Below are 23810 nucleotides of genomic sequence, written 5' to 3' on the forward strand. Positions count from 1 at the left end.
GTCTAATTAATTAATTTATATATGGGACTTGTTTTATTATACTTAACCCTTGCATTAGCTTTATCATTTTTATGCTCCATTCTGGAAGCAGTTTTATTATCTACTCCAATGTCGTACATCTCCACTAAAGAGAAAACACATGGGAAAAGCGCTATTTTATTAAAGAAGTTCAAACAAGATATCGACCGGCCTATTGCTGCCATATTATCCTTGAACACCATTGCCCATACCGTGGGTGCCGCCGGTGTAGGTGCCGAAGCAGTAAAGATATTCGGAGAAGCTTACTTCGGTGTAATCTCCGCCATACTGACTATCTTAATTCTCGTTCTCTCAGAGATCATTCCTAAAACGATAGGTGCCTGCTACTGGCGCACACTGGCACTTCCAGCAGCCCGTATCATCAATTTCCTTATTATCATCTGTTACCCCTTAGTGTGGCTGTCCGAACTGATTACCCGCCTTTTTTCTTCCGGCAAACAGGAATTATCCGTAAGCCGCGAAGAAGTTTCGGCCATGATTTCCATCGGAGTGGAAGAAGGTGTTTTCCAGATGAAAGAGAACAAGATGATACAGAACCTCATTAAACTGGATAAAGTAAAGTCACAATCCATTATGACTCCCCGTACTGTGGTGGCAACAGCTCCTGAAAGTATGTCTCTGAAGGAATTCTATCAGGATGGAAAGTATAAGTTTTACTCTCGTATTCCTGTTTACAATGATAGTGAAGATTATATCACAGGATATGTATTGCGGCAAACTGTACTCGAAAAGTTAGCAGAGGACAGATTCGATATGTGCCTGAAGGATGTGGTCCGTCCCATCCTTTCTTGCCCGGAAAATAGTTCTGTTTCCACAGTTTGGGAACAAATGCTTGAAAAGAACGAGCATATTTCAATCTTGATTGATGAATATGGCTGCTTCTGGGGAATTGTCACAATGGAGGATATCATTGAAACAGCCTTAGGTTTTGAAATTGTGGATGAAAAAGACTCCGTAACGGATATGCAGAAGCTGGCACGGGATAAGTGGCAGAAGAAGCAGGCAGAAACGAAGATTAGTGATTAAGGGTTAGTGATAAGTGATTAGTGACAACCATCCCGCATGGCACTAATCACTTATCACTACCCCCTAATCACTAACTAGAACATCTTGCTGACACGTTCGATACCTGCCACCAAAACATCTATTTCTTCTTTCGTATTATAGATTCCAAAGGAAGCACGCACTGTTCCTTCTATGCCGAGGCGTTGCATCAACGGTTGGGCACAATGGTGCCCTGTACGTACGGCAATGCCGAGACGATCGAGCAATGTGCCCATATCGAAGTGATGAATATCACCCACAAGGAAAGAGATGACACTCCCTTTCTCTGCAGCTTCACCAAAGATGCGCATGCCAGGAATTGTTTTCAATCGCTGCGTGGCATATTCCGTCAATTCATGCTCATAAGCGGCAATCTTATCCATGCCAATGGCAGAAACATAATCGAGCGCTTTCGCCAGTCCCGTAGTACCGATATAATCAGGAGTACCGGCTTCGAACTTAAATGGCAATTCATTGAAGGTAGTACGTTCAAAAGATACATGCTTTATCATCTCACCGCCGCCTTGATAAGGGGGTAATTTATCCAGCCATTCTTCCTTTCCATAAAGCACGCCTACACCGGTGGGAGCATACACTTTATGACCGGAGAATACAAGGAAATCAGCATTCAGCTCTTTCACGTCCACTGCCATATGAGGAATGGACTGTGCCGCATCTACCAGAAAAGGTACATTATGGTTATGGGCAATCTTAATCATTTCCTTGATAGGATTGACCGTACCCAATACATTGGAGACATGTACCACACTGACAATCTTCGTTCTATCAGTAAAAAGTTTCTCGTATTCATCCATCAGAAGTTCACCGCGGTCGTTCATTGGGATAACCTTCAGGTTGATACGCTTCCGTTCAGCCAGCAGTTGCCAAGGCACAATGTTACTATGATGTTCCATTACTGAAACAATCACTTCATCACCCGGACTCAGGAATTCTTCACCGAAACTGGATGCCAACAAATTGATGCTTTCCGTGGTTCCCCGTGTGAATACGATTTCATTTATAGAACCGGCATTGATGAACTTCCGCACTGTTTCGCGACTTGCCTCGTGCAGTTCCGTTGCCTGTTGCGACAGAAAGTGTACACCACGATGCACATTGGCATTGACAGAATAATATTCATCCGTTATTGCATCCACCACACAACGCGGTTTCTGTGTCGTCGCCCCATTATCCAAATAGACTAATGGTTTGCCGTACACTTCACGGGAAAGTATGGGAAAATCGGCTCTTATCTTTTGAATATCATACATGTTGTTTAGTATTAATATATTCTCACTTACATATCGCACAGCCCTGGCACTTATTCAGTTCGCCACGGAAACGTTTCTCAACCAAGAGGTGTAAGCGATCCTTCAAAGCATCCAGACGAATGGTATCAATTACTTCGTTCACGAAGGCAAACATCAGCAACAAGCGGGCTTCACGTGCCGGAATACCGCGCTGGCGCATATAGAAGAGTGCATTTTCATCCAACTGACCAACGGTAGCGCCATGGCTACACTTTACATCATCGGCATAAATTTCCAGTTGCGGCTGCGTATACATACGTGCCTCGCGTGTGGCGCAAAGGTTCCGGTTCGTTTGCTGCGAACTGGTATGTTGCGCATCCGGACGCACTAACACCAGACCGGCAAATGCACCGACTGACTGATCATCGAGCACATACTTAAATAGTTCATTGCTCGTACAGTTAGGCACAGCATGGTCGATGATTGTATTATTATCTACATGCTGATTCTTATCTGCAATGGCCATACCACAAAGGTTGATTTCAGCGCCTTCACCTGCCAGCAATACTTCAGTGGTATTGCGGGAAGTACCGTTATGCAAGGTCATGCCATTCAGCAATACATTGCTGTTGGCTTCCTGCTTCACATACATATTGCTGATACGTACGGTACTTGTATGCGTTTCTTCCAGTTCGTAAAGATCAAAGACAGCATTCTCACCTACGAATACTTCTACCACCTGGGTTGCCAGGAAGTTCACGGCATCCATGGCATGATCACACACCAGCATACGCGCCTGTGCGCCATCTTCAAGTACAATCAATACCCGGCGGTTCACCAGGAAGTTCACGTCACCACGCAGGATGTTTACCAACTGAATGGGACGTTCCAAAGCGACGTTCTTAGGCACATACAGCAGCACACCGTCTTGTGCAAAAGCAGTGTTGAATGCTGTCACTCCGTCTTTTGAAGTATCTGCCAGCTTGCCATAGTATTTCTTTACCAGTTCCGGATGCTTCTCTGCCATCTCCTTCAAACTACCGAAGATAACTCCTTCGGGTAGATGTGAAGCAGGTAATGCTTTATTATAAAAAGCATCATTCACTACAAAGTACAGAGAGGTACTCATATTAGGTACATCACATTTGAATACTTCATAGGGATTTACCGGAATATCCAGACGGTTCAGGTTCAACCCATAATCCGGTTCAAAGAACTTGCTGACATCGGTATATTTATATTTCTCCTGTTTACGGGTAGGAAAGCCAAGCCGTTCAAAGTCGGCAAACGCAGTCGCACGAGGGGTATTCATCACCTCGGTGCTGTGCTGGCATATCATCGCTTCCGTCTGGGAGAAAAGATCTATGTATTGTTGTTCTGCATTCATATATTATAAATTTAGATACGCGGACGACACGGATTAAACGGACGAACGCGGACTTTCTATTTCTTTCCTATTACTAAACACTTTACGTTTAAAGGTAGGTTTTGGACCAAAATTCAAGATTAATCCTACTTCAATACCTGTAGCCTTCAAATAATTCATTAATTGAGACTCATGAGCAGAATGTATTTCAGCCACTGCCTTCAATTCAAGTATAATTATATCTTCAACAAACAAATCAGCATAATATAAACCAACAACTTCGCCTTTATAAAACACTTCAATCTTCTTCTGTGCTTCACACTTAAGCCCACAGTGTTTTAACTCCTTATATAAAGCATTTTGATAAACATTCTCTAAAAAGCCATATCCTAATTCATGATATACATCATAAAAGGCTCTCAAGATTATATCAGTTATCGATTCATATAACATTACAGCTTAATTATTATCCGCGTTCGTCCGCCTTATCCGCGTCGTCCGCGTACCCATTATTCTCCCAACTCCTTCTTAATCCAATCATACCCCTTCTCTTCCAGTTCCAGAGCCAATTCCGGTCCCGCAGTCTTCACGATACGACCTTTATAAAGCACATGTACGACGTCAGGTTTGATATAATCCAGTAAGCGTTGGTAGTGAGTGATGACAATGGTACTGTTCTCCGGTGTTTTCAACTTATTCACACCTTCGGCTACGATACGCAAAGCATCGATATCCAGTCCGGAATCCGTTTCATCCAGGATGCTCAATTTCGGTTCCAGCATCGCCATCTGGAAGATTTCATTCCGCTTCTTCTCACCACCGGAGAAACCTTCGTTCACCGAACGGTTAGCCAGTTTATTGTCCAGTTCCACAATGGCACGCTTTTCACGCATCAACTTCAGGAACTCACTTGCACTGAGAGCAGGCAGGTGATTGTATTTACGTTGCTCATTCACCGCTGCACGCATAAAGTTGACCATACTCACACCCGGAATTTCTACCGGATATTGAAAGCTGAGGAAGATACCTTCATGGCTACGGTCTTCCGGTGAAAAATCCAAAAGGTTCTTACCGCAGAAAGTCACGCTTCCCTTTGTCACTTCAAAGGCAGGATTACCTACCAATACAGCAGAAAGAGTACTCTTACCGGAACCGTTCGGTCCCATAATAGCATGCACCTCACCTGCTTTTACCGACAGGTTGATGCCTTTCAATATTTCTTTGCCATTTACACTGGCATGCAGGTCTTTTATCTCTAACATGATATTTATTTTTTTTATTTTAAACTTATCCTACGCTGCCTTCCAGCGAAATAGCCAACAACTTCTGAGCCTCTACCGCAAACTCCATAGGCAGCTTATTAAGCACTTCCTTAGCATAACCGTTCACAATCAGCCCTACAGCATCCTCCGTAGAAATACCACGTTGGTTACAATAGAATATCTGGTCTTCATTGATCTTGCTGGTAGTCGCTTCATGCTCCACAACTGCCGTCTCATTATGGATATCCATATACGGGAAGGTATGCGCACCGCACTTATCACCCAGCAACAGAGAGTCGCACTGGCTATAGTTACGCGCATTATCCGCCTTTTGAGCTACACGCACCAAGCCACGGTAAGAGTTCTCACTATGTCCGGCAGAAATACCTTTGCTGACAATCGTACTGCTGGTATTCTTACCCAGATGAATCATCTTCGTGCCCGTATCCGCCTGTTGGTAGTTATTCGTCACCGCCACACTATAGAATTCAGCCGAAGAGTTATCTCCCGTCAGAATACAGGAAGGGTATTTCCACGTAATAGCCGAACCTGTCTCCACCTGTGTCCAGGAGAGTTTACTGTTCGCACCTTTGCAGTTACCACGTTTCGTAACGAAGTTATAGACACCGCCTTTGCCTTCGGCATCACCCGGATACCAGTTCTGTACGGTACTGTACTTCACTTCCGCACGCTCATGCACCACAATTTCCACGATAGCAGCATGCAGTTGGTTCTCATCGCGCATCGGAGCCGTACAACCTTCCAGATAGGAAACATACGAATCATCATCCGCCACAATCAGCGTCCGCTCAAACTGGCCTGTATTACGCGCATTGATACGGAAATACGTGGACAACTCCATCGGGCAACGTACCCCTTTCGGGATATATACAAATGAACCGTCGGAGAATACCGCCGAATTCAGTGCAGCAAAGAAGTTATCACGGTATCCCACAACGGAACCAAGATACTTCTGTACCAAATCCGGATGCTCACGTACAGCTTCACTGATGGAACAGAAAATGATTCCTTTCTCCATCAAGGTCTCCTTGAACGTAGTCTTCACAGATACGGAGTCCATCACAGCATCTACGGCCATGCCACTCAATGCCATCTGTTCTTCCAAGGGAATACCCAGCTTATTGAAGGTTTTTATCAACTCAGGGTCTACTTCGTCCATGCTCTTCGGAGCATCTTTCTTCTTCGCCAACGGATCGGCATAGTAGGAAATAGCCTGATAATCTATCTCAGGAATACGGAGATGTGCCCATGTAGGCATCTCCATCGTCAACCAGTGACGATATGCTTTCAGACGGAACTCCAACAGCCATTCCGGCTCGTTCTTCTTCGCAGAGATCAACCGTACAACATCTTCATTCAGCCCACGCTCAATGACTTCCGTATGCACGTCGGTGGTGAAGCCGTACTTGTACTTCTCCTGCGTTAGTTCCTTTACATATTTATTGGGTTCTTCGGGTTGCATTATGTATTAAGTATATATTGTTCTGTAACTTCTTTTGCAGCCGGGAAAAACATTCCCGCGAACGACTCTATAGGATAATATAACACGGATTCCTCCTTCATTGTTCTATCAATCATCGTATTATCCGAGTCAATAAACTCGACAACACAGATAAGCAGGCTCACCAGCAGCAGAAATTTCAATGCGCCCAGTCCGGCACCCAGCCAGCGGTTCAGCCAGCCGAGGGAAATTGCTTCCATCGCCTTCGTCAACAAAGATGCCACCAGCAAAAACAATAACGGCACCACTACCCAGATAACAACAAATGCCAATACCTGTGCAAATGTCATAGAGTCCGTTATCTTAGAAAAGACTCTCTCCGCTACCGACACATACAGCGCTTTCGCAGCCAGCAACCCGACAATCAATCCAAGAATAGATGCCAGTTGTCTGATGAAACCTTTTATAAAACCGGTGACTGCTCCCGCGCCAATCACTACTAATAGGATGATATCTATTATCGTCATAGCTAAAGAGTGATAAAAAATGGTAAGCGATACAGGGGGTTATACAACAATGTGCCAATTGACTGCGTACGAAGGATGCCGCAGGGCAATTGGCACATTGGCACATATAACATTATAACTTCATCACATTATCACTCCACCACACTATCACATTATAATGTTTGTTTTACTTCTATTTCTTCGTAAGATTCGATAATATCGCCTACCTTGATATCGTTGCAGTTCGTCAGGCTGATACCGCACTCGAAGTTGGTACCTACTTCCTTCACATCGTCCTTGAAACGTTTCAAAGCATTGATAGAACCGGTAAAGATTACGATGCCGTCGCGGATCAAACGAGCCTTATCGCTGCGTTTCACCTTTCCGGTCTTCACTAACGCACCGGCTACAAGACCTACCTTGGTAATATTGAACACCTCGCGAACCTCGATAGTTGCAGTTACCTGCTCCTTCACTTCCGGTGCCAACATACCTTCCATAGCGGCCTTCACCTCTTCGATAGCGTCGTAGATCACTGAGTACTTGCGGATATCCACACCTTCGTTCTCAGCCATCTTTGCAGCGGCATTCGACGGACGTACCTGGAAACCGATGATAATGGCATCCGAAGCGGCAGCCAGTGAAACATCGGACTCGGAGATAGCTCCAACACCCTTGTGGATTACATTCACCTGTACCTGTTCGGTAGACAACTTGATCAGTGAGTCGCTCAATGCCTCAACAGAACCATCCACGTCACCCTTAACGATAATATTCAGTTCGTGGAAGTCACCCAATGCCAAACGGCGGCCAACTTCATCCAAAGTAAGCATCTTCTGAGTACGCAGGCCCTGTTCACGTTGCAACTGTTCACGCTTGTTAGCGATTTCACGAGCTTCCTGTTCCGTATCGATTACGTGGAATGTATCACCTGCAGCAGGTGCACCATTTAATCCCAGAATCAATACCGGCTCAGATGGCCCGGCCTCTTTCAGGCGCTGGTTACGTTCGTTGAACATAGCTTTTACCTTACCATACGCTGTACCTGCCAATATGATGTCACCTACGTGCAATGTACCGTTCGATACCAGCATAGTAGCTACATAACCACGTCCTTTATCCAATGAAGACTCAATGATGGAACCTGTAGCTTTGCGGTTCGGGTTTGCTTTCAAATCAAGCATTTCTGCTTCCAGCAATACCTTCTCCAACAAATCGTTTACACCTAAGCCTTTCTTTGCTGAAATATCTTGTGACTGATACTTACCGCCCCATTCTTCAACGAGGTAATTCATAGCTGCCAGCTCTTCTTTAATCTTATCTGCATTGGCAGTCGGTTTATCAATCTTGTTAATAGCAAATACGATAGGTACACCAGCAGCCATAGCATGGTTGATAGCTTCCTTCGTCTGCGGCATCACATTATCATCGGCAGCAACAATAATGATAACCACGTCCGTCACCTTTGCACCACGGGCACGCATAGCGGTAAATGCTTCGTGACCCGGAGTATCGAGGAACGTAATCTCGCGTCCATCTTCCAGTTTCACGTTGTAAGCACCGATGTGCTGCGTGATACCACCGGCTTCACCGGCAATAACGTTCGCCTTACGGATATAGTCGAGCAATGATGTCTTACCGTGGTCTACGTGACCCATAACGGTAACAATCGGTGCGCGCGGTTCCAAGTCCTCTTCAGAATCTTCTTCCTCTACAATGGCCTGTGCCACTTCCGCACTGACATATTCAGTCTTGTATCCGAATTCTTCTGCCACCAGATTAATGGTTTCAGCATCCAGACGCTGATTGATAGACACCATGATGCCGATACTCATACAAGTAGCAATAACCTGAGTTACGGAAACATCCATCATGCTTGCCAATTCGTTGGCAGTCACAAATTCCGTTATCTTCAGTACTTTGCTGTCCGCCATTTCGCGGTCTTCCTGTTCCTGCATACGGCTGTTCGCCATATCGCGCTTGTCCTTACGATATTTGGAAGTCTTGCTCTTGCCTTTGGAAGTGAGTCGTGCCAAAGTTTCCTTTACCTGCTTAGCTACATCTTCCTCACTAACCTCCTGCTTGATGATCGGTTTCTTGAAGCGATCCTTGTTATTGTTGTTACGATTGTTGTTCTTGTTGCCACCCTGGTGATTGTTACCACCACCGGCACCTTGCTGACCGCCGCCGGCATGAGGGCCTTTGCCTCCACCACCACGATTGTCATTTCCACGCTGGAAGTTGGATGCATTGTTAATGTCAACCTTCTCCTTATTATTATTAATACGAAGACGTTTCTTCTTGTTGGCATTGGCATCGGTATCTTTCTCCTTACCATCCTTCGCTTTGTTGTCTTCGCGGCGAATTTCTTTGATAATCGCCTCTTTCATCTGCTTCTTCTGATCCTGACGGATTTTCTCCTTCTCTTCGCGCTCCTTCCGTTTCTCTTCTTTGGTCTTCTTCTTGGGGCGTGTAGACTGGTTCAACGTAGCCAGGTCGATCTGACCGATGATATTGATCTTGGAAACAAACTCCGGCTTATGGATGGTGAAGATTTCATCTCCCTCCTTTGCTGGTGCTTCTTCTGCAACTACAGGTTTCACTACTTCCTTAGCAGCAGGTGCTACGGGGGCAGGCGTTTCCTTTTTCACTTCTTCTTTTGCCACTACCGGAGCGGGAGCGGGTTTCTCTACAACTTCCGGTTTCGGTGTTTCCTTCACCACAGGAGCCGGTTCGGGCTTGGGCTCAGGCTTCGGTTCCGGTTTGGGTTCCGGCTTTGGTTCAGGCCTGGGCTCTGGTTTGGGTTCGGGCTTCGGCTCCGGTTTAATTTCCGGCTTAGGCTGCGGTTTCGGTTCTTCCTTTACCACAGATACGGGTTCTTCTACTTTCTTTTCTTCCACTTTCTCTACTACCGGTTTCCGGTTCAGCTTATCCAAATCAATTTTTCCGACAGGTTTAAACTTCGGACGTGCATCTTCGGGGACAACAGTCTTAATTTCTTCCACTTTCGGTTTATCCGCAGTTTCAGTTTCGTAACCATCGATGGATACCGATGCTTTGTTACGGTCTTTATTCTGTCGTTCCTGAATAAAACGTTCCGATTCAAGTCTAAGATTCTTATCTGTACTGAACTCTTTCACGAGCAAGGCGTATTGCTCCTCGTTAATCTTTGTGTTGGGGTTTGCCTCAACGGCAAAGCCTTTCTTCTGCAAGAACTCAACTACCGTCGATATTCCTACATTCAAATCTCTTGTTACTTTATTTAACCTAATCGTCATACTAAAAAATTAATGAATAATGTGGAGAAAGAAGTTAGTGCAAACAGAAACCAATGTCAGCAGACACTTATTCTGTCTCTGTTTCAGATTCAGGCTCAGCTTCAGCCTCAAACTCAGGCTCGCCTTCGCTCTCCTCAAACTCCGAACTTAAAATGTGCAATACTTCGTCCACTGTTTCTTCTTCCAGGTCGGTCTTCTCAATCAACATCTCACGCGGAGCGTTCAGCACGGCTTTTGCAGTATCGATACCAATCGCTTTGATGGCATCAATCACCCAACCGTCGATTTCATCCCTGAACTCATCCAAGTAGATGTCTTCATCTTCAACAGCCTGATCCAACTCACGGAATACGTCAATAGTGTACTCAGTCAACATACTGGCAAGTTTGATATTCAAACCGCCTTTACCAATAGCCAGCGATACTTCTTCCGGTCTCAGGAAGACTTCCGCCTTACGTTCTTCTTCATTCAAACGAATAGAAGAAATCTTCGCAGGACTGAGAGCACGCTGAATAAACAACTGAATATTGGATGTGTAATTGATTACGTCAATATTCTCGTTGCGTAACTCACGAACGATACCATGAATACGGCTACCCTTCACACCTACACAGGCACCTACCGGGTCAATACGGTCATCGTATGACTCAACGGCAATCTTGGCGCGTTCACCAGGGATACGGGCAATCTTCTTGATGGTAATCAGTCCATCATTGATTTCGGGCACTTCCATTTCGAACAAACGTTGCAGGAATACCGGCGACGTACGCGAAAGGATGATCTTCGGGTTGTTATTCTTGTTGTCCACACGGGCTACAACGGCACGTGCCGTTTCTCCTTTGCGATAAAAATCGCTCGGAATCTGTTCCGTCTTAGGCAGCAACAACTCGTTACCTTCATCATCCAGCAGCAGCATTTCTTTCTTCCATATCTGGTATACTTCTGCATTGATGATGTTGCCCACCTTATCAATATATTTATTATAGATACTGTCTTTTTCCAGTTCCAGAATCTTAGAAGCCAATGTCTGGCGAAGGTTCAGGATAGCACGGCGTCCAAAGTTTGCAAAGATTACCTCATCCGTCACTTCCTCGCCTACTTCATAAGAAGCATCAATCTTCTGTGCTTCCGATAATGCGATCTGCAAGTTCGGATTTTCCAAGTCTTCATCCGCCACCACTTCACGGTTACGCCATATTTCGAAGTCCCCCTTGTCCGGGTTCACGATAACGTCGTAATTTTCATCGGTGCCGAACATCTTCGCAATCACACTACGGAACGACTCTTCGAGTACGCTCACCATGGTGGTTCTATCGATATTTTTCAGTTCCTTAAATTCCGAAAATGTATCTATCAAACTGACAGTTTCTACTTTTTTGGCCATAGTCTTATTTAAAACTGATTAAGTATTTAGTATATTTTATTTCATCATACGCAAGGGTTTCGTCCTCTTCCACCAATGTGGGGCGTTTAGCGCCTTCGGGCTTTACCTTCTTTTCTACGGTTACCGTGAAATGCTGTTCATCGGCTGCTTTTAGCACGCCACACAACTTACGTCCGTCTTTTCTCAGTACTTCCACTTCCTTTTCAATGTGGTTGATGTACTGTTGCAACACTTTAAATGGCTGTCCGATACCGGCAGAACCTACCTCCAACTCATAATCTTCATCCTCACGGTTCAACTTGGATTCGATGTATCGGCTCAACTCCACACAATCTTCAATCCAAACCCCTTCTTTGTGGTCAATTTCCACCACAATCTTGTCGTCCGGGCTGATAGTTACTTCCACCAGAAAGTACTCTTTTCCCTCCAGCCACTCGTCAACAATTTGACAAACAGTTTTCTTTTCTATCATTGATTAACTATATAAGAACAAAAAAAGGAGCTTAATTGCCCCTCCACCTTTCATCCATTGCGGCTGCAAAGATATAAATAATCTATTCGACTACAAAATATTAGAGAAAAAAAGAATGTTTTAACGGTTAGTTGACGTAATTATTTCATTTCTGAAAAGAAAGGTAGTTGACAAGGGGACAACTCGTCCCCTTATCAACTTTCCCTCAAAACCATACAATATAGTCTTCTATTTATTCGGAGTATCCCACTTCTTTGTATCCGTACAACTGATATTTAACGTCTGGTTACCTGTCTGGATGCGGAAATCACCTTTTTCCAGAATCCATTTACCGTCATAACCTACAAATGCGAGATCGGAACCTTTTACTTTCAGCGTTACGGTCTTAACTTCACCCGGTCTCAGTTCCACTTTTTCAAAAGCACGTAGGCGGCGAACATCAGGAGTCAACGAAGCTATCAGGTCACTGCTGAATAGCAGGACACTTTCTTTGCCAATACGGTTACCTGTATTCTTTACGTCAACCGTAAAAGTAAGTATATCATCGGCTGTAAAGTTGGACTTATCTACTTTAAGGTTGCTATAAGCATAGGTAGTATAACTCAATCCGTAACCGAAAGCCCACTGTACGGACATCACAGCATCATAATCATAAGCACCCTGCATCTTTTCAAGGTCCTCACATGGCTTGTAGTCATAAGTGAATAACGAGTTGATTTCTTTCGGATAGGTATAAGGCATCTTTCCGCTGAAATTAGCATCACCTGCCACGAGGTTTGCCAAAGCGTCACCACCATAGTTACCCGGAAGCATAGCGTTGATAACGGATTTTGCTAATGGCTCTATTTCGTTGATAATGCGTGGACGGCCTTCATTCAGCACAAGGATAATCGGCTTTCCGGTCGTAGCCAATGCTTTCACCAGGTCAAGCTGGTTCTTGGAAAGGAAAAGATTCGACAGGTTACCCGGAGTTTCACAATAGGAGTTCTCACCGATACAGGCAACGATATAATCGGCATTAGCCGCTGCTGCTACAGCCTTATTTATTTCAGGGGTATTTTCTTCCCACCAAGCACCCCCTTTTTTGTAAGTGACACCCGGTTCGTAAATGATATTGGAAGTACCGAACTTGTTAGTAAACGATTCAAGAATAGTATTGTAATCAGTAGCACATTCATCAGCTCTATCACCTTGCCAAGTGTAGGACCAGCCGCCATTGAGCGTACGCATAGAGTTCACATTAGGTCCTGTCAGCAGTATTTTCTTACCGGAAACCAATGGCAAGATACCCTCTGTATTTTTCAGCAATACCACAGACTCTTCGGCAGCCCGCAAAGCAGCAGTTGCATGTTCCTTTCCGCCGAACAATGGAAAATCCTGATGCCTGTAAGCAGGTGTATCGAACAAGCCCAAGCGATATTTCATACGCAGCACACGACGCACAGCATCATCAATACGGCTCATGGGAACTTCACCTTCTTCCACCAGTTCTTTCAGATAGATACAGAAACTCCATTCATAAGGAACCATAGACATATCGATACCAGCATTAATAGCCACTTTAATTGCTTCTTTCTTGCTTCCGACAATCTTATCGCGGGTATAGAGGTTGTTGATATCCGCCCAGTCAGTTACAATCATACCGTCCCAGTTCAAGTCTTCTTTCAGCCACTGCGTCAACAGCTCATAGTTGGCATGGAAAGGAAGTCCATTATTCATGGCAGAGTTCACCATGACAGACAAAGCACCCGCCTTGATACCTTCGAGGAACGGAGCAAAATGCTTCTCGCGCATGTCTTGCACAGTGATGGACGAAGGTGTACGATCTTTGCCCGATACCGGAACACCATATCCCATATAATGCTTGATACAAGCTGCTACCTGTTGCTTTCCTATATTATTAGGATCACTGCCCTGGAAACCGAGGACAGCTTCGCGTCCCATCTCTGCATTCACATAGCAATCCTCGCCATAATTTTCCCAATGACGGGGCCAGCGGGCATCGCGAGCCAGGTCGAGCACGGGAGCATATGTCCAGGGAATACTACCGGCTTTAGTTTCGTAAGCGGAAATGCGGGCCCCTTCACGAACCAGTTCCCGGTTGAATGTAGCCGCCATATTGATACCTTGGGGGAAGAAAGTACCGCCCAACGTATAGGTGGTTCCATGTATCTGGTCTACTCCATAAATACAAGGGATACCCATAGTCTTCATGGATTTATCCTGTATCTTCTTAATAATTTCCTCCCATTTCTCTTTGGATTGGGCAATACCCTGGGGAACATTCAGGATAGAGCCTACTTTATACTTGCCGATAACAGTATCCAGCAATGCATCATCTATCTGGAACTCTTTAGTCGGATTATCACGTTTGGTAATGACGTCAATGGTAAGTTCCGTCATTTGGCCAATCTTCTCTTCGAGGGTCATCTTCTCGAGCAGTGCCTCCACCTTTTTCTCAATATTTTCGTCTCTTGGAATAGCGGGCGCTACCGTGGTTTGCGCCATAGCAGTTGACACTAGCCCGGAGAGGGCTACAGATAAGATCAATTTTCTACTCATGGTTTTGTTTTTTATTTAAATAACATCGGGACAAATTCCGTCAGATAAATACGCCAGTTCTTCCAGATATGTCCTTCATCCGTCTCATAATAAGTATATTTATATCCGTTTTCATCCAGCAGTTTACGGTAATCCACATTGGCTTTATAAAGGAAATCCGTTTTGCCGATGGCAATCCAGTAAAGGGCGGGATTCTTAGCAAACTGTACCTTCAATTTACCTTCAATATCTTCATAAATCGGTGAAGATACATCCTTATTAGGCATAATGGCAGCAGAAAACAGACCGACATAGTTGAACATATCGGGGTATTGCTTGGAAATGTGCATAGAGTGGAAACCACCCATAGACAAGCCGGCAATGGCACGACCGGACTTACTCTTAATCGTACGATAGTTTTTATCTACAAACTTCACGATGTCGGGAAACGCCTGTTCGTAAGAGCCCTCCATGGTCTTGGGCAACTGCGTAGTGGGAGGCAGCAATCCACGTGAAGTCTCACCCGGAGCAGCTTCCTGTGAAGCATTCCCATTCGGCATGACTACAATCATAGGTTTTGCCTTGCCTTGTGCAATCAGATTATCCAGAATCTGCGCAGTACGGCCAAGTGAAATCCATGCTTCTTCGTCACCACCCATTCCGTGAAGGAGGTAGAGCACCGGATAACGTTTTCCGCTGGTTTCATAACCGGCAGGAGTATAAACCGTCATACGGCGTTCCATGCCAAGCGTCGGACTATTGTACCATGTCCGGGATACGGTTCCGTGGGGTATCGAGTTCACTTTATAAAGATCGGCGCGATCACCGCCAATGATAAATACATTGGTCAAGGTAGCTACATCACGAATCAGATAGATGTTAGCAGGATCATTCATCCGCAAACCATCTACTATGAAAGAGTAACTATAAAGCTCCGGCTGTAAAGGTTCGGGAGTTGTATATTCCCATACTCCTGTTTTCCCCTCCGTAAGTTCGGCAATCCCGAGGATTTCAAACTCCCCATTCGCCGTTTTTATCTTTTGCTTAGGAAGGAAATCGCCTGTAACTTGTACTTTCACCGCTTTAGGTGCTTGCAGGCGGAAAGTAACGGTATTATTATCATGAATTTCGGGAGAAACAACCGGGATATTCCCCCAGAGAGCTTGCTGTGCAAAAGTAATGGTGCACAACAAAAAGGCAGTTAACAAAGTCGTTAATCTTTTCATTATAAAATATGTTTAGAGGTATTATCTTGCTTATTTCTGGTCCGCCATGCTTCGACAGTAGTCACGGATATAGTTTATAATCAGGAAACAAGCTGGTTCGAGCACTGTGCCGTGATTGAAGCCCTGTAGTTCGTACAAAGCAGACTTCTTGTTTCCGATATTCTTTAGTACCGAAGCAAGCAATGCATTTTCTTCCCAACGATCTGCCATTTCCAGGTTACGGTCACCGGTAATCAGTATTACGGGAGGGGTATCTTTGCGTACACGGTTCACAGGGGCATACTCATCAATAACAGGAATGCCATTCGGCAATCCCCGTTCTTTGCGAATAGTGAAATGGGTTACGGTCTGCCCGCTAACAGGAAGATAAGCGGCTACTTTATCGGCATCCGCACCATAAGCTTCCATATACTTTTTATCCATAGCCAGCATTAATGAAAGATAACCTCCTGCCGAATGACCGGAAATAAATATCTTATCTTTACTACCACCGAATTCTTCTATATGGCTGAATGTCCACGCCACAGCCGCGGCAGCATCTTCAATATAAGCAGGATTTTGGGCTTTGGGGCTCAAGCGATAATTCACCGCTACTACAGCAAAGCCTCTATTCATCAATTCCTGTGGAATATGCTTACCGCCACCTTCCAGTCCACCACCATGAAACCATACAATGGTAGGGAAATCTTTTTTGTCCACCGGATAGTAGACATCCAGTTTACAACGTTCTTTTCGATAGGCATCAGTTTCCTCACCGGAAACATAAGAAAGGTCTTTATCCGTTTTATACACTCCTTGTGCATGCAGGGTAAATATACAGAATAATAGCAACAGGAGAGTCACTTTCCTTTTCATGGCATCTTCATTTAAAGTTTTGCAACTGCAATATTAGGCAATTTATCCCAGAAAGTTACTCTTCAGGTACTGAAATATAGCATCTATTCGTTACATTTGCACCTTTCTTAAAACTTCAAACTTTATGGCACACCATCTGAATACTAACAAACAGTTTATGGTAGGCAATGGCATCCTGGCTTTTGCTGTTATTTTCGTAGTCGTCATCTTCGTTTACATGAGTCTGCGTCTGGATAAAAAAAAAGATGAAGACCGGAATTTCATTGAAACATATACCATTACATTAACGAAAGGATTTGTAGGAGATTCCTTATCGCTAATGATTAATGACAGCGTACTGGTAAATAAAAAAATAACAGAAGAGCCATTCAGCATTGATGTGAAACGTTTTGCAGAACAGAGCGCACTGTTTATTGTGGATAATAAAACCGAAAAACTTTCCCTGTTCGAACTAAGCGAAAGAGGAGGAACCTATCGTTTTGAGAAAGAAAACGAAGAAGTAAAACAGTTGTCACAGAAATAGGTAAACCATACCTTCTTCATATCTGAATCTGATTTACCTCTCATCCACTCCCCACCTTCTCCCTGTCCTATAGCAAGGAGAAGGTAGGGAGTAGGTAAGGAGTAGGTAGGGAGAAGGTAAGGAGAAAGAAGGGAATTTAAACGATTCTTATATTTCTGTACGGTATTGCTTCAATTCTTTCCGCAATGCCTGGGCTTTTCCTTCCGTCAGTTCGTCGAGAAGTGCCCAGAAACGCTCTCCATGGTTCATTTCGCGGGTATGAGACAATTCATGTAAGAGCACATAGTCTATCAGATGCTTCGGAAGCAAGACCAGATAGAAAGAAAGATTTATGTTACGCCGTGCCGAGCAGCTGCCCCAACGTCCACTGCTGGAATTGATTTTTACACTTTGATAAGGCAAGTTATGCTTTTGCGAAAGCATATACAGACGGGGTGGAAGAATAATCTTCGCATTACGCCGCAAGGCTTCTTCAATGACTTTACGCAACCATGTCTGTAATCCTTCATCCGAGAAATCAGCTCCCGGAGGACAAATGATCTGCATCTCGCCCAGTTCGGAACGCGAAAGAAAACGTTCACGCTGTCCGCCTACAAGGCTTAGCTTGAAGAACTCCGTATCTATCCGGAAGTTCAAGTCTATCAAAGGACGGATATGCTTTTTACGGGCTATCCGCAAACGAGGACGCAACTGTTCTATTGCATTCTTCACCTCTTTCATCGTAGTTCCGGGCGGAACGGTTACATAGACGGCATCTTCCCGCGTACGGAAAGTCAGGCGCCGGGCACGGGTATTCACCTTTATAAGGAAACGCCCAAGTTCATTATCTTCCAATACATTTTCCAAAACAATAAAATCTCCCAATGAATAAACGGACAAATGAACGAAATATCATCCGAATATACAAGTGATCGGGCAACCAAAAACGGACAAGTGTCCGAAAATGAACACATGATTCAAAAGAATATATTCTATGTATCAACACTTTATAGATTTGGCATGAATATTGACTTATATAACATGACCGGACGTTCATTAAAAAGTTTCTTTAAAAAAGAGAAAGAAACATGCAACCTTTTTTAAGTAACTTACGTCTAATAAGTAAACAGGAATAATATATATAAATAATTATAAAACTAAAGAAGTTATGAGAAAGTTAGCAAGTCTTATCACATGTATCTGTTTAATCATCAGTACAACAGCGTGTTCACAAAGCAAGAACTACAGTTCCGGTAACTGGAGCAATAAGAAAGTAGTAGCCAGCAATACTTACGTAACCAAGGACATCAAGGTAGACAATTTCAAGAAAATCAGCGTAGCCGGCAGTCCGGATGTTACGTTTACCCAGAAATCGGGACGTCCTGAAGTGGAAGTCTATACTTCAGACAATATTATCGACTTACTGGATATCAAGGTAAAAGACAACACCTTATATATAGGTTTCAAGAAGAATGTCAACGTATCTTATAAAAAACTGGAGGTACGCGTATCTGCAGAAACTCTGAATGGTATCTCAGTTGCTGGTTCGGGAGATATTTTCCTGAAGAATGGACTTCAAACCGATGATAACCTGACAATCAATGTTGCAGGTTCGGGAGACATCAAGGGCAGTGGCATTAAATGTAATGATATGAAGGTATCTGTAGCCGGTTCAGGTGATATCAATGCAAATAACATCACTTGCAACAATCTGAAAGTTTCTGTAGCCGGATCGGGTGACATGATATTGAAGAATGTAACCGCCGCAGGCACAGAAGCAAGCGTTGCCGGATCAGGTTCAGCTACCATTACCGGAACTACTCAAACCGCTTCTTACAGTGTAGCCGGTTCGGGCGACCTCCTTACAGAAGGTTATGAAGCCCAGCGCGTTTCCGCCAGTGTAGCAGGTTCGGGCAGTATCAAATGCTTTGCTACCGAATTCCTGAAAGTACGCACCAGCGGTAGCGGTAAGGTAGGTTACAAAGGCAATCCTGAATTGGATTACCCGAAGAAGAGCTTGTACAAACTTTAAAATTCTCTCTTACAACTACTATAGGAAAAAAAGTTTTTTCTAACACACTAAACGCAAGGGTTTCCGTGAGGAAGCCCTTCGTTGTATCACAGATTGATTATTAGAAATTGTTTTGAACTTATAAGCTGACTCTGTTTATCAGTCAGATAGATACAATATCCCTACTTATTACTCTGCAAATATGACTTGGTTGTTATATTTAAAGATATGAAACAGCAGGGAATTCACCGACTACTAGGTAGGAGTTGACCAACGACTTATAGGTAGCTTTATCGCTTATTCCCACTCAGTTCCTTATAGAGCCTAAAATAACGTAAGTTCAATATAATCAAAATAAGGCAAGTTGTCCGTCTTTTATAAAATTGATATCAATGGCTGATTTCTTACCAAAGAAGCAATAAACAGTAATAGCAGAAAGCACATTAGTAATAAAGCTATTGAAAGAGCGATAGCTTAAACGTTCAGTCTATGTTAGATTCTTCAGTTCATCATTAACCATTTCAGTCAGAACTAGTTTCCTCATTAGAATTTTGTCAGCTACACTCTTCAGTGAGTTCTTCATGTTATTTTTCACTTTTGGTATTAACTGCATACCATTAAGGAAAAGTTTTTCAAATAACTCTTGCCCGATATACCCTTTGTCAGCACATCTTTTGTTCTATTTATTTCTAGGCATACATTTTCCCTATTGAAATGCAAATTCTTTGCAAAAATCATTGACTATATAATAGACTTCCGTAATTTTAGACTCTGAGAACATAGTGATAATCGTTCAAATATTATAATTAAGTCCTATGAAACCAACGCTATCATTGCTATAATCCTAATTACTTACTTATACCGAGTTCACATTAAATAGTGCTAAATGTAGAACAGGTAAATAACACATCTTGAAGAATATCCATACTTTTGTAATAGACTATTGAAAGTACTAATTACATTTTCAATGTAGATTATGTAGCATAGTATTATCTGGTAATTTAATGGCATAACATGACAAATTACAATTAATATAACCAAACCAAATAAACAGATGAAAAATATAGTGTATGCAATCATCACTTTACTAGTATTCGTAGGATGCAGTAAACAGCAGCCCGCTTCGGGCAAGCTATTGGATGAAGTAGAAAAGATAATCGAGATCAATCCCGATAGTGCTTCAACTCTATTGGAAAGCATACCTTCCCCAGAAGCTCTTGACAATAAATCATTTGCCCGCTGGTGCATGCTGTCAGGGAAAATAACAGATAAAATTCATACTCAGATTCTACCTACTTATCACCTCGAACGTGCCTACAAATGTTTTTTATCAGAAGGCAATGCAGAAGAGCAAGCCCAAATACTGCTTTACCTTGGACGTTCATATGCAGAAGACGGAGACTATGACCAAGCAATGACAATCTATACCAAAGCTTTGGAGATTGCAGAAAAAAATACATTTGAAAATTTAACCGGCTATATAAATTGCTACATAGGTGATTTATATGAAGAAAAAGGCATGTTCGAACAAGCTAGCACCAAATATAAACTAGGGGCGAAACATTTCAGATTAGCTCAAAATTTTGATAGCTATGCGTGCGCATTAAGGGATATAGGGCGTGAATATGCTGGAATGGATTCATTATCTCAAGCTTTAAAGGTAATGTTTATGGCAGACTCCATAGCCAATATGTCTAAAAACATAGCAATAAAAGCATCTATTTTAAATGGTATCGGAAATATTTATCTCATACAACAAAAATATGATAAGGCTAAACCTTATTATCATAAGGCATTATTGCATGGTACTAACATAATGCCCAACTATATAGCTTTAGTTCAAATGTATATTGAAACTGATTCTTTAGCCAAAGCAAGAGACATATTACAAACATTGCCACAAGAAAATCCGGAATATGCATATAGCATCAATAATCTGTATCATCTAATACACAAAAAAGAAAAAAAGTATGATCTGGCACTTGACAATATGGAAAGATGCCTGATTCTATTGGACTCAATTGTAGGAGCAGAGAATCAAATGAACATCCTAAATATAGAGAAGAAATATAATAACCTTAGGCACAGAGAAAAAATCAATGACCTGACCATCAGCAGACAAAAATATATTATCATTTCCATACTCTGCATCCTATCTATATTAGCAATGCTAATCGTATATTTATGGTACAGAAAAAGGATTATAGCAAATATCCATAAACAACAGATTGAGCTAAATGATGTAAAAATGAAGCTGCTACATTTATCAATAGATTTGGAAGAGAAGCAAAAGAAGTTGTCTACCCTTGAGGAGAAGAACGAGAACTATAACAAGATGAAAGAAGAAATAACCATTGTAGTCTCTAACTACAAAAAGCTACAGAACAAGTTAATCTCAAATTCACCTATATATAAAGACTTGGTACATTTAGCTAGCCCAAACATACCGGGAACAAAAAAATCTCTCATTACGGAGAAACAGTGGTGTCTTATTGAGAAAGAAATAACAAGTATATATCCTAATCTGCATTCTTACATATTAGATACATGTACTGAGCTATCAGACCAGGAATGGAAGTATTGCTGTTTCTGTATGTTTGGCTTCGACATAACTTCAGAAGCCAAACTGCTTAACATCAATCCGACCTCTGTCAGTACAAAGCGTTTAAGACTCAAACAAAAGCTAAATATAACGGTTCCGGCTAAAATGCCTTTTTATGAATATATCGCTTTAAAACTCATGTAAATGTGACAGTAATCCCCCGATAAAAGGAACATGAGTATAAACTTCAGCCTATACTACTGATTATCAACACTGTCATGTATATGTATTGAATGTGTGTTCAGCACTATGATTCATTATCTATTCGTAATTTTGCAACAAACAAATTACAATAGATACATGAAAAAATTAGTCTTTGCATTATTGCTAATAGCTGTTTCATTCAATGTCATGGATGCAGCTATTTTATCAAGTTCAAGAATTCTGTTTATAAACTCAAAAATCTGGGATACTACAACTAGGTCAGTATCCTTTATACCTATCGATGCTTCTGTTGAAGATAATAGGTATATAAAAGTGGAATTCCTAGATGACGAAAGTCAATCAAGTACCTTTCAAATTAAGGACAATCAGGGAAATATCATCTACCACGAAACTGTAATACCTAAGATTAATACACTCTATACGATTGACCTAAGTGAGTTTAAAGGAGGACAATATGAACTCATCTATTCGGATAAAGACATGGAAATAGTAGGAGAATTCACTGTGAACAATATTCATTAATCAAAAAAATAATCATGAAAAAAAGTATTTTTACCCTATTCGTTGCAATAATACTTATAGGAATGTATTCTTGCTCAGAAAGCGAACAAGAACTTACGGATTTAGGTAACCAAGTATTAATTACGCGGGCTCTACCTGACACCGTACCAAGTTATATACCATATATACCTAATCCTGATTCTGTAAAAAAACGTAATACACGTGCTAATTACGACTCTAATTTATCAGATATTTTATATACAATTCGAGAGATGCCAATTACCATAGAGCCAAGAGCATATAGTGGTGCACAATTAACTATGAACGGAGTTAGCCAACCTATAACTGTACATGCTAAATATATAGGAAACTACCGCCAACAATTTTATATAAAGATATTGCCTTCTGTTAGTGGAATACCATATCTTATTTATGGTACACCAGCCATGAATCAACCTTTGGCCGTAGGGCAACGTTCCGATAATCCGGATAATAAAATACTATTTATGTCACCAGACGGCACAGGATCTTTATATGGTGCTTCATGGGATATATATCGTGCAACTAAAAATCAAGGTTATCTAGTCATAGAGAGTCAGTCACTGATAGGACAGGGGGATAGTGGAAACTGGATGGATGTTTTCAATTATGTATGGGAAACAAAAGGGTTAAGTAGCACACCTGTCGGGTATGGGAAATATCAACAAAAAGAAACCCAAGAGTTTATTATAACTCCATGCGATACTTTTACGCTTAGAGAAATTAAGTATATAAATCAATATTCTGCTAAAGCTACTTTTAAAGGCAATTACGATATTGTTAGCTCATATACCAATGAAGCCTATTCAGATGATCTTACAATTATGGCATTCGAATCAACAGTAAGAGAACGTTCACAATACATAGAGGATAAATGCGTAAATTTTCTACTACATGGATTAAATCGAAAATTCAAAAGGCCAAGCGTAATAAACGGAGAAGTAAATCTTCTTCCAAGTCAAAACACTGATGCAACTGTTACATATAGCCCTTCCTATACAGTTGTCAATCCGTTATCTATCAGTTTGCCTATAACTGTACCGGCTAGAACCAAATATGAGGTAACATATCATCTCAAAATCTACGATGTAGAAGTAGAATATGAAGCAAAAATCGATTATACTAATCCTAAAAATGAGGAAGATTATCGAGAAACTAATTTAAGGGGCATATGGAAAGGCACTCTCTATGTAGATGAAAAGATTGAGCCATCAATACATGAGATTAAATTAGATACCAAAGAAGTAAGAATTTTCCATCCAAACATCAAAAATGTAAGTAAAACAAACCCTCTGAAACTTTAAG

Annotated in this window: 19 protein-coding genes and 1 pseudogene; 6 read left to right on the forward strand and 14 right to left on the reverse strand. The window is 42.3% G+C overall.

All coding sequences use genetic code 11. The annotated features are described in order from the left end of the window. Nucleotides 1-21 precede the first annotated feature (21 nt). Nucleotides 22-1065, forward strand: a complete 1044-nt coding sequence (locus DWW10_RS01955; RefSeq protein WP_022392263.1) for a CNNM domain-containing protein — start codon at nt 22-24, stop codon at nt 1063-1065. 74 nt (nt 1066-1139) lie between these two features. On the opposite strand, the gene DWW10_RS01960 is transcribed toward DWW10_RS01955, so the two are convergent. The 12 genes from DWW10_RS01960 to DWW10_RS02015 form a co-directional block, all read right to left on the reverse strand. Further along, complete coding sequence (locus DWW10_RS01960) at nt 1140-2354, reverse strand: aminotransferase class V-fold PLP-dependent enzyme (RefSeq protein WP_022392264.1); 1215 nt, start codon at nt 2352-2354, stop codon at nt 1140-1142. 22 nt (nt 2355-2376) lie between these two features. Beyond that, a complete protein-coding gene (gene sufD / locus DWW10_RS01965; RefSeq protein WP_022392265.1) occupies nt 2377-3720 on the reverse strand; it encodes a Fe-S cluster assembly protein SufD in 1344 nt (447 codons plus the stop codon). Nucleotides 3721-3753: 33 nt separating this feature from the next. Beyond that, complete coding sequence (locus DWW10_RS01970) at nt 3754-4152, reverse strand: GxxExxY protein (protein WP_022392266.1); 399 nt, start codon at nt 4150-4152, stop codon at nt 3754-3756. A 56-nt stretch (nt 4153-4208) separates the two neighbouring features. Continuing rightward, nucleotides 4209-4961 carry a Fe-S cluster assembly ATPase SufC gene (gene sufC / locus DWW10_RS01975; protein ID WP_007210912.1) on the reverse strand — a complete coding sequence of 251 codons (753 nt, stop codon included), beginning with the start codon at nt 4959-4961 and terminating at the stop codon, nt 4209-4211. A 25-nt stretch (nt 4962-4986) separates the two neighbouring features. After that, nucleotides 4987-6444: a Fe-S cluster assembly protein SufB gene (gene sufB, locus DWW10_RS01980; protein ID WP_007210913.1), complete on the reverse strand. Its 1458-nt coding sequence runs from the start codon at nt 6442-6444 to the stop codon at nt 4987-4989. After that, nucleotides 6444-6950, reverse strand: coding sequence for a CvpA family protein (locus DWW10_RS01985; RefSeq protein WP_022392267.1), 507 nt, complete (start codon nt 6948-6950; stop codon nt 6444-6446). Before DWW10_RS01985 ends, sufB begins: the two co-directional genes overlap by 1 nt. Before the next feature lie 152 nt (nt 6951-7102). Further along, nucleotides 7103-10207 (reverse strand): translation initiation factor IF-2, encoded by a 3105-nt coding sequence (infB, locus tag DWW10_RS01990; protein ID WP_022392268.1) that lies wholly within the window; start codon nt 10205-10207, stop codon nt 7103-7105. A 67-nt stretch (nt 10208-10274) separates the two neighbouring features. Then, nucleotides 10275-11591, reverse strand: coding sequence for a transcription termination factor NusA (gene nusA / locus DWW10_RS01995; RefSeq protein WP_022392269.1), 1317 nt, complete (start codon nt 11589-11591; stop codon nt 10275-10277). A 4-nt stretch (nt 11592-11595) separates the two neighbouring features. Next, nucleotides 11596-12063: a ribosome assembly cofactor RimP gene (gene rimP / locus DWW10_RS02000; protein ID WP_022392270.1), complete on the reverse strand. Its 468-nt coding sequence runs from the start codon at nt 12061-12063 to the stop codon at nt 11596-11598. Nucleotides 12064-12291: 228 nt separating this feature from the next. Further along, nucleotides 12292-14625 (reverse strand): glycoside hydrolase family 3 N-terminal domain-containing protein, encoded by a 2334-nt coding sequence (locus DWW10_RS02005; protein WP_022392271.1) that lies wholly within the window; start codon nt 14623-14625, stop codon nt 12292-12294. Nucleotides 14626-14636: 11 nt separating this feature from the next. After that, entirely contained in the window at nt 14637-15830 is a 1194-nt protein-coding gene (locus tag DWW10_RS02010) for an esterase (protein WP_022392272.1), read from the reverse strand. Nucleotides 15831-15860: 30 nt separating this feature from the next. Continuing rightward, on the reverse strand, nt 15861-16685 hold the full coding sequence (locus DWW10_RS02015) for an alpha/beta hydrolase (protein WP_022392273.1): 825 nt from the start codon (nt 16683-16685) through the stop codon (nt 15861-15863). 124 nt (nt 16686-16809) lie between these two features. On the opposite strand from DWW10_RS02015, the gene DWW10_RS02020 reads away from it, so the two are divergent. Next, nucleotides 16810-17208: a hypothetical protein gene (locus DWW10_RS02020; protein ID WP_022392274.1), complete on the forward strand. Its 399-nt coding sequence runs from the start codon at nt 16810-16812 to the stop codon at nt 17206-17208. Between the two features lie 147 nt (nt 17209-17355). Here the strand turns inward: DWW10_RS02020 and DWW10_RS02025 are convergent, their stop codons facing one another. Further along, nucleotides 17356-18060 (reverse strand): YgjP family zinc-dependent metalloprotease, encoded by a 705-nt coding sequence (locus tag DWW10_RS02025; RefSeq protein ID WP_118420698.1) that lies wholly within the window; start codon nt 18058-18060, stop codon nt 17356-17358. Nucleotides 18061-18355: 295 nt separating this feature from the next. On the opposite strand from DWW10_RS02025, the gene DWW10_RS02035 reads away from it, so the two are divergent. Continuing rightward, nucleotides 18356-19219 carry a head GIN domain-containing protein gene (locus DWW10_RS02035; RefSeq protein ID WP_022392277.1) on the forward strand — a complete coding sequence of 288 codons (864 nt, stop codon included), beginning with the start codon at nt 18356-18358 and terminating at the stop codon, nt 19217-19219. Nucleotides 19220-19547: 328 nt separating this feature from the next. On the opposite strand, the pseudogene DWW10_RS02040 reads toward DWW10_RS02035, so the two are convergent. Further along, nucleotides 19548-19874: pseudogene (locus DWW10_RS02040) on the reverse strand (transposase); the annotation flags it as partial. A gap of 378 nt (nt 19875-20252) precedes the next feature. Here DWW10_RS02040 and DWW10_RS02045 point away from each other — a divergent pair. The 3 genes from DWW10_RS02045 to DWW10_RS02055 all read left to right on the forward strand — a co-directional run bounded on the left by DWW10_RS02045 (nt 20253) and on the right by DWW10_RS02055 (nt 23809). Continuing rightward, the gene (locus DWW10_RS02045) at nt 20253-21944 is read left to right on the forward strand and encodes a tetratricopeptide repeat protein (protein WP_022392279.1); all 1692 of its coding nucleotides are present in this window, start codon (nt 20253-20255) and stop codon (nt 21942-21944) included. 156 nt (nt 21945-22100) lie between these two features. Beyond that, nucleotides 22101-22487: a DUF3244 domain-containing protein gene (locus DWW10_RS02050; protein ID WP_022392280.1), complete on the forward strand. Its 387-nt coding sequence runs from the start codon at nt 22101-22103 to the stop codon at nt 22485-22487. A gap of 14 nt (nt 22488-22501) precedes the next feature. Next, nucleotides 22502-23809 carry a hypothetical protein gene (locus tag DWW10_RS02055; protein WP_022392281.1) on the forward strand — a complete coding sequence of 436 codons (1308 nt, stop codon included), beginning with the start codon at nt 22502-22504 and terminating at the stop codon, nt 23807-23809. Nucleotide 23810 lies beyond the last annotated feature (1 nt).

The organism is Bacteroides intestinalis, from assembly GCF_003464595.1.
Lineage (GTDB): Bacteria > Bacteroidota > Bacteroidia > Bacteroidales > Bacteroidaceae > Bacteroides > Bacteroides intestinalis_A.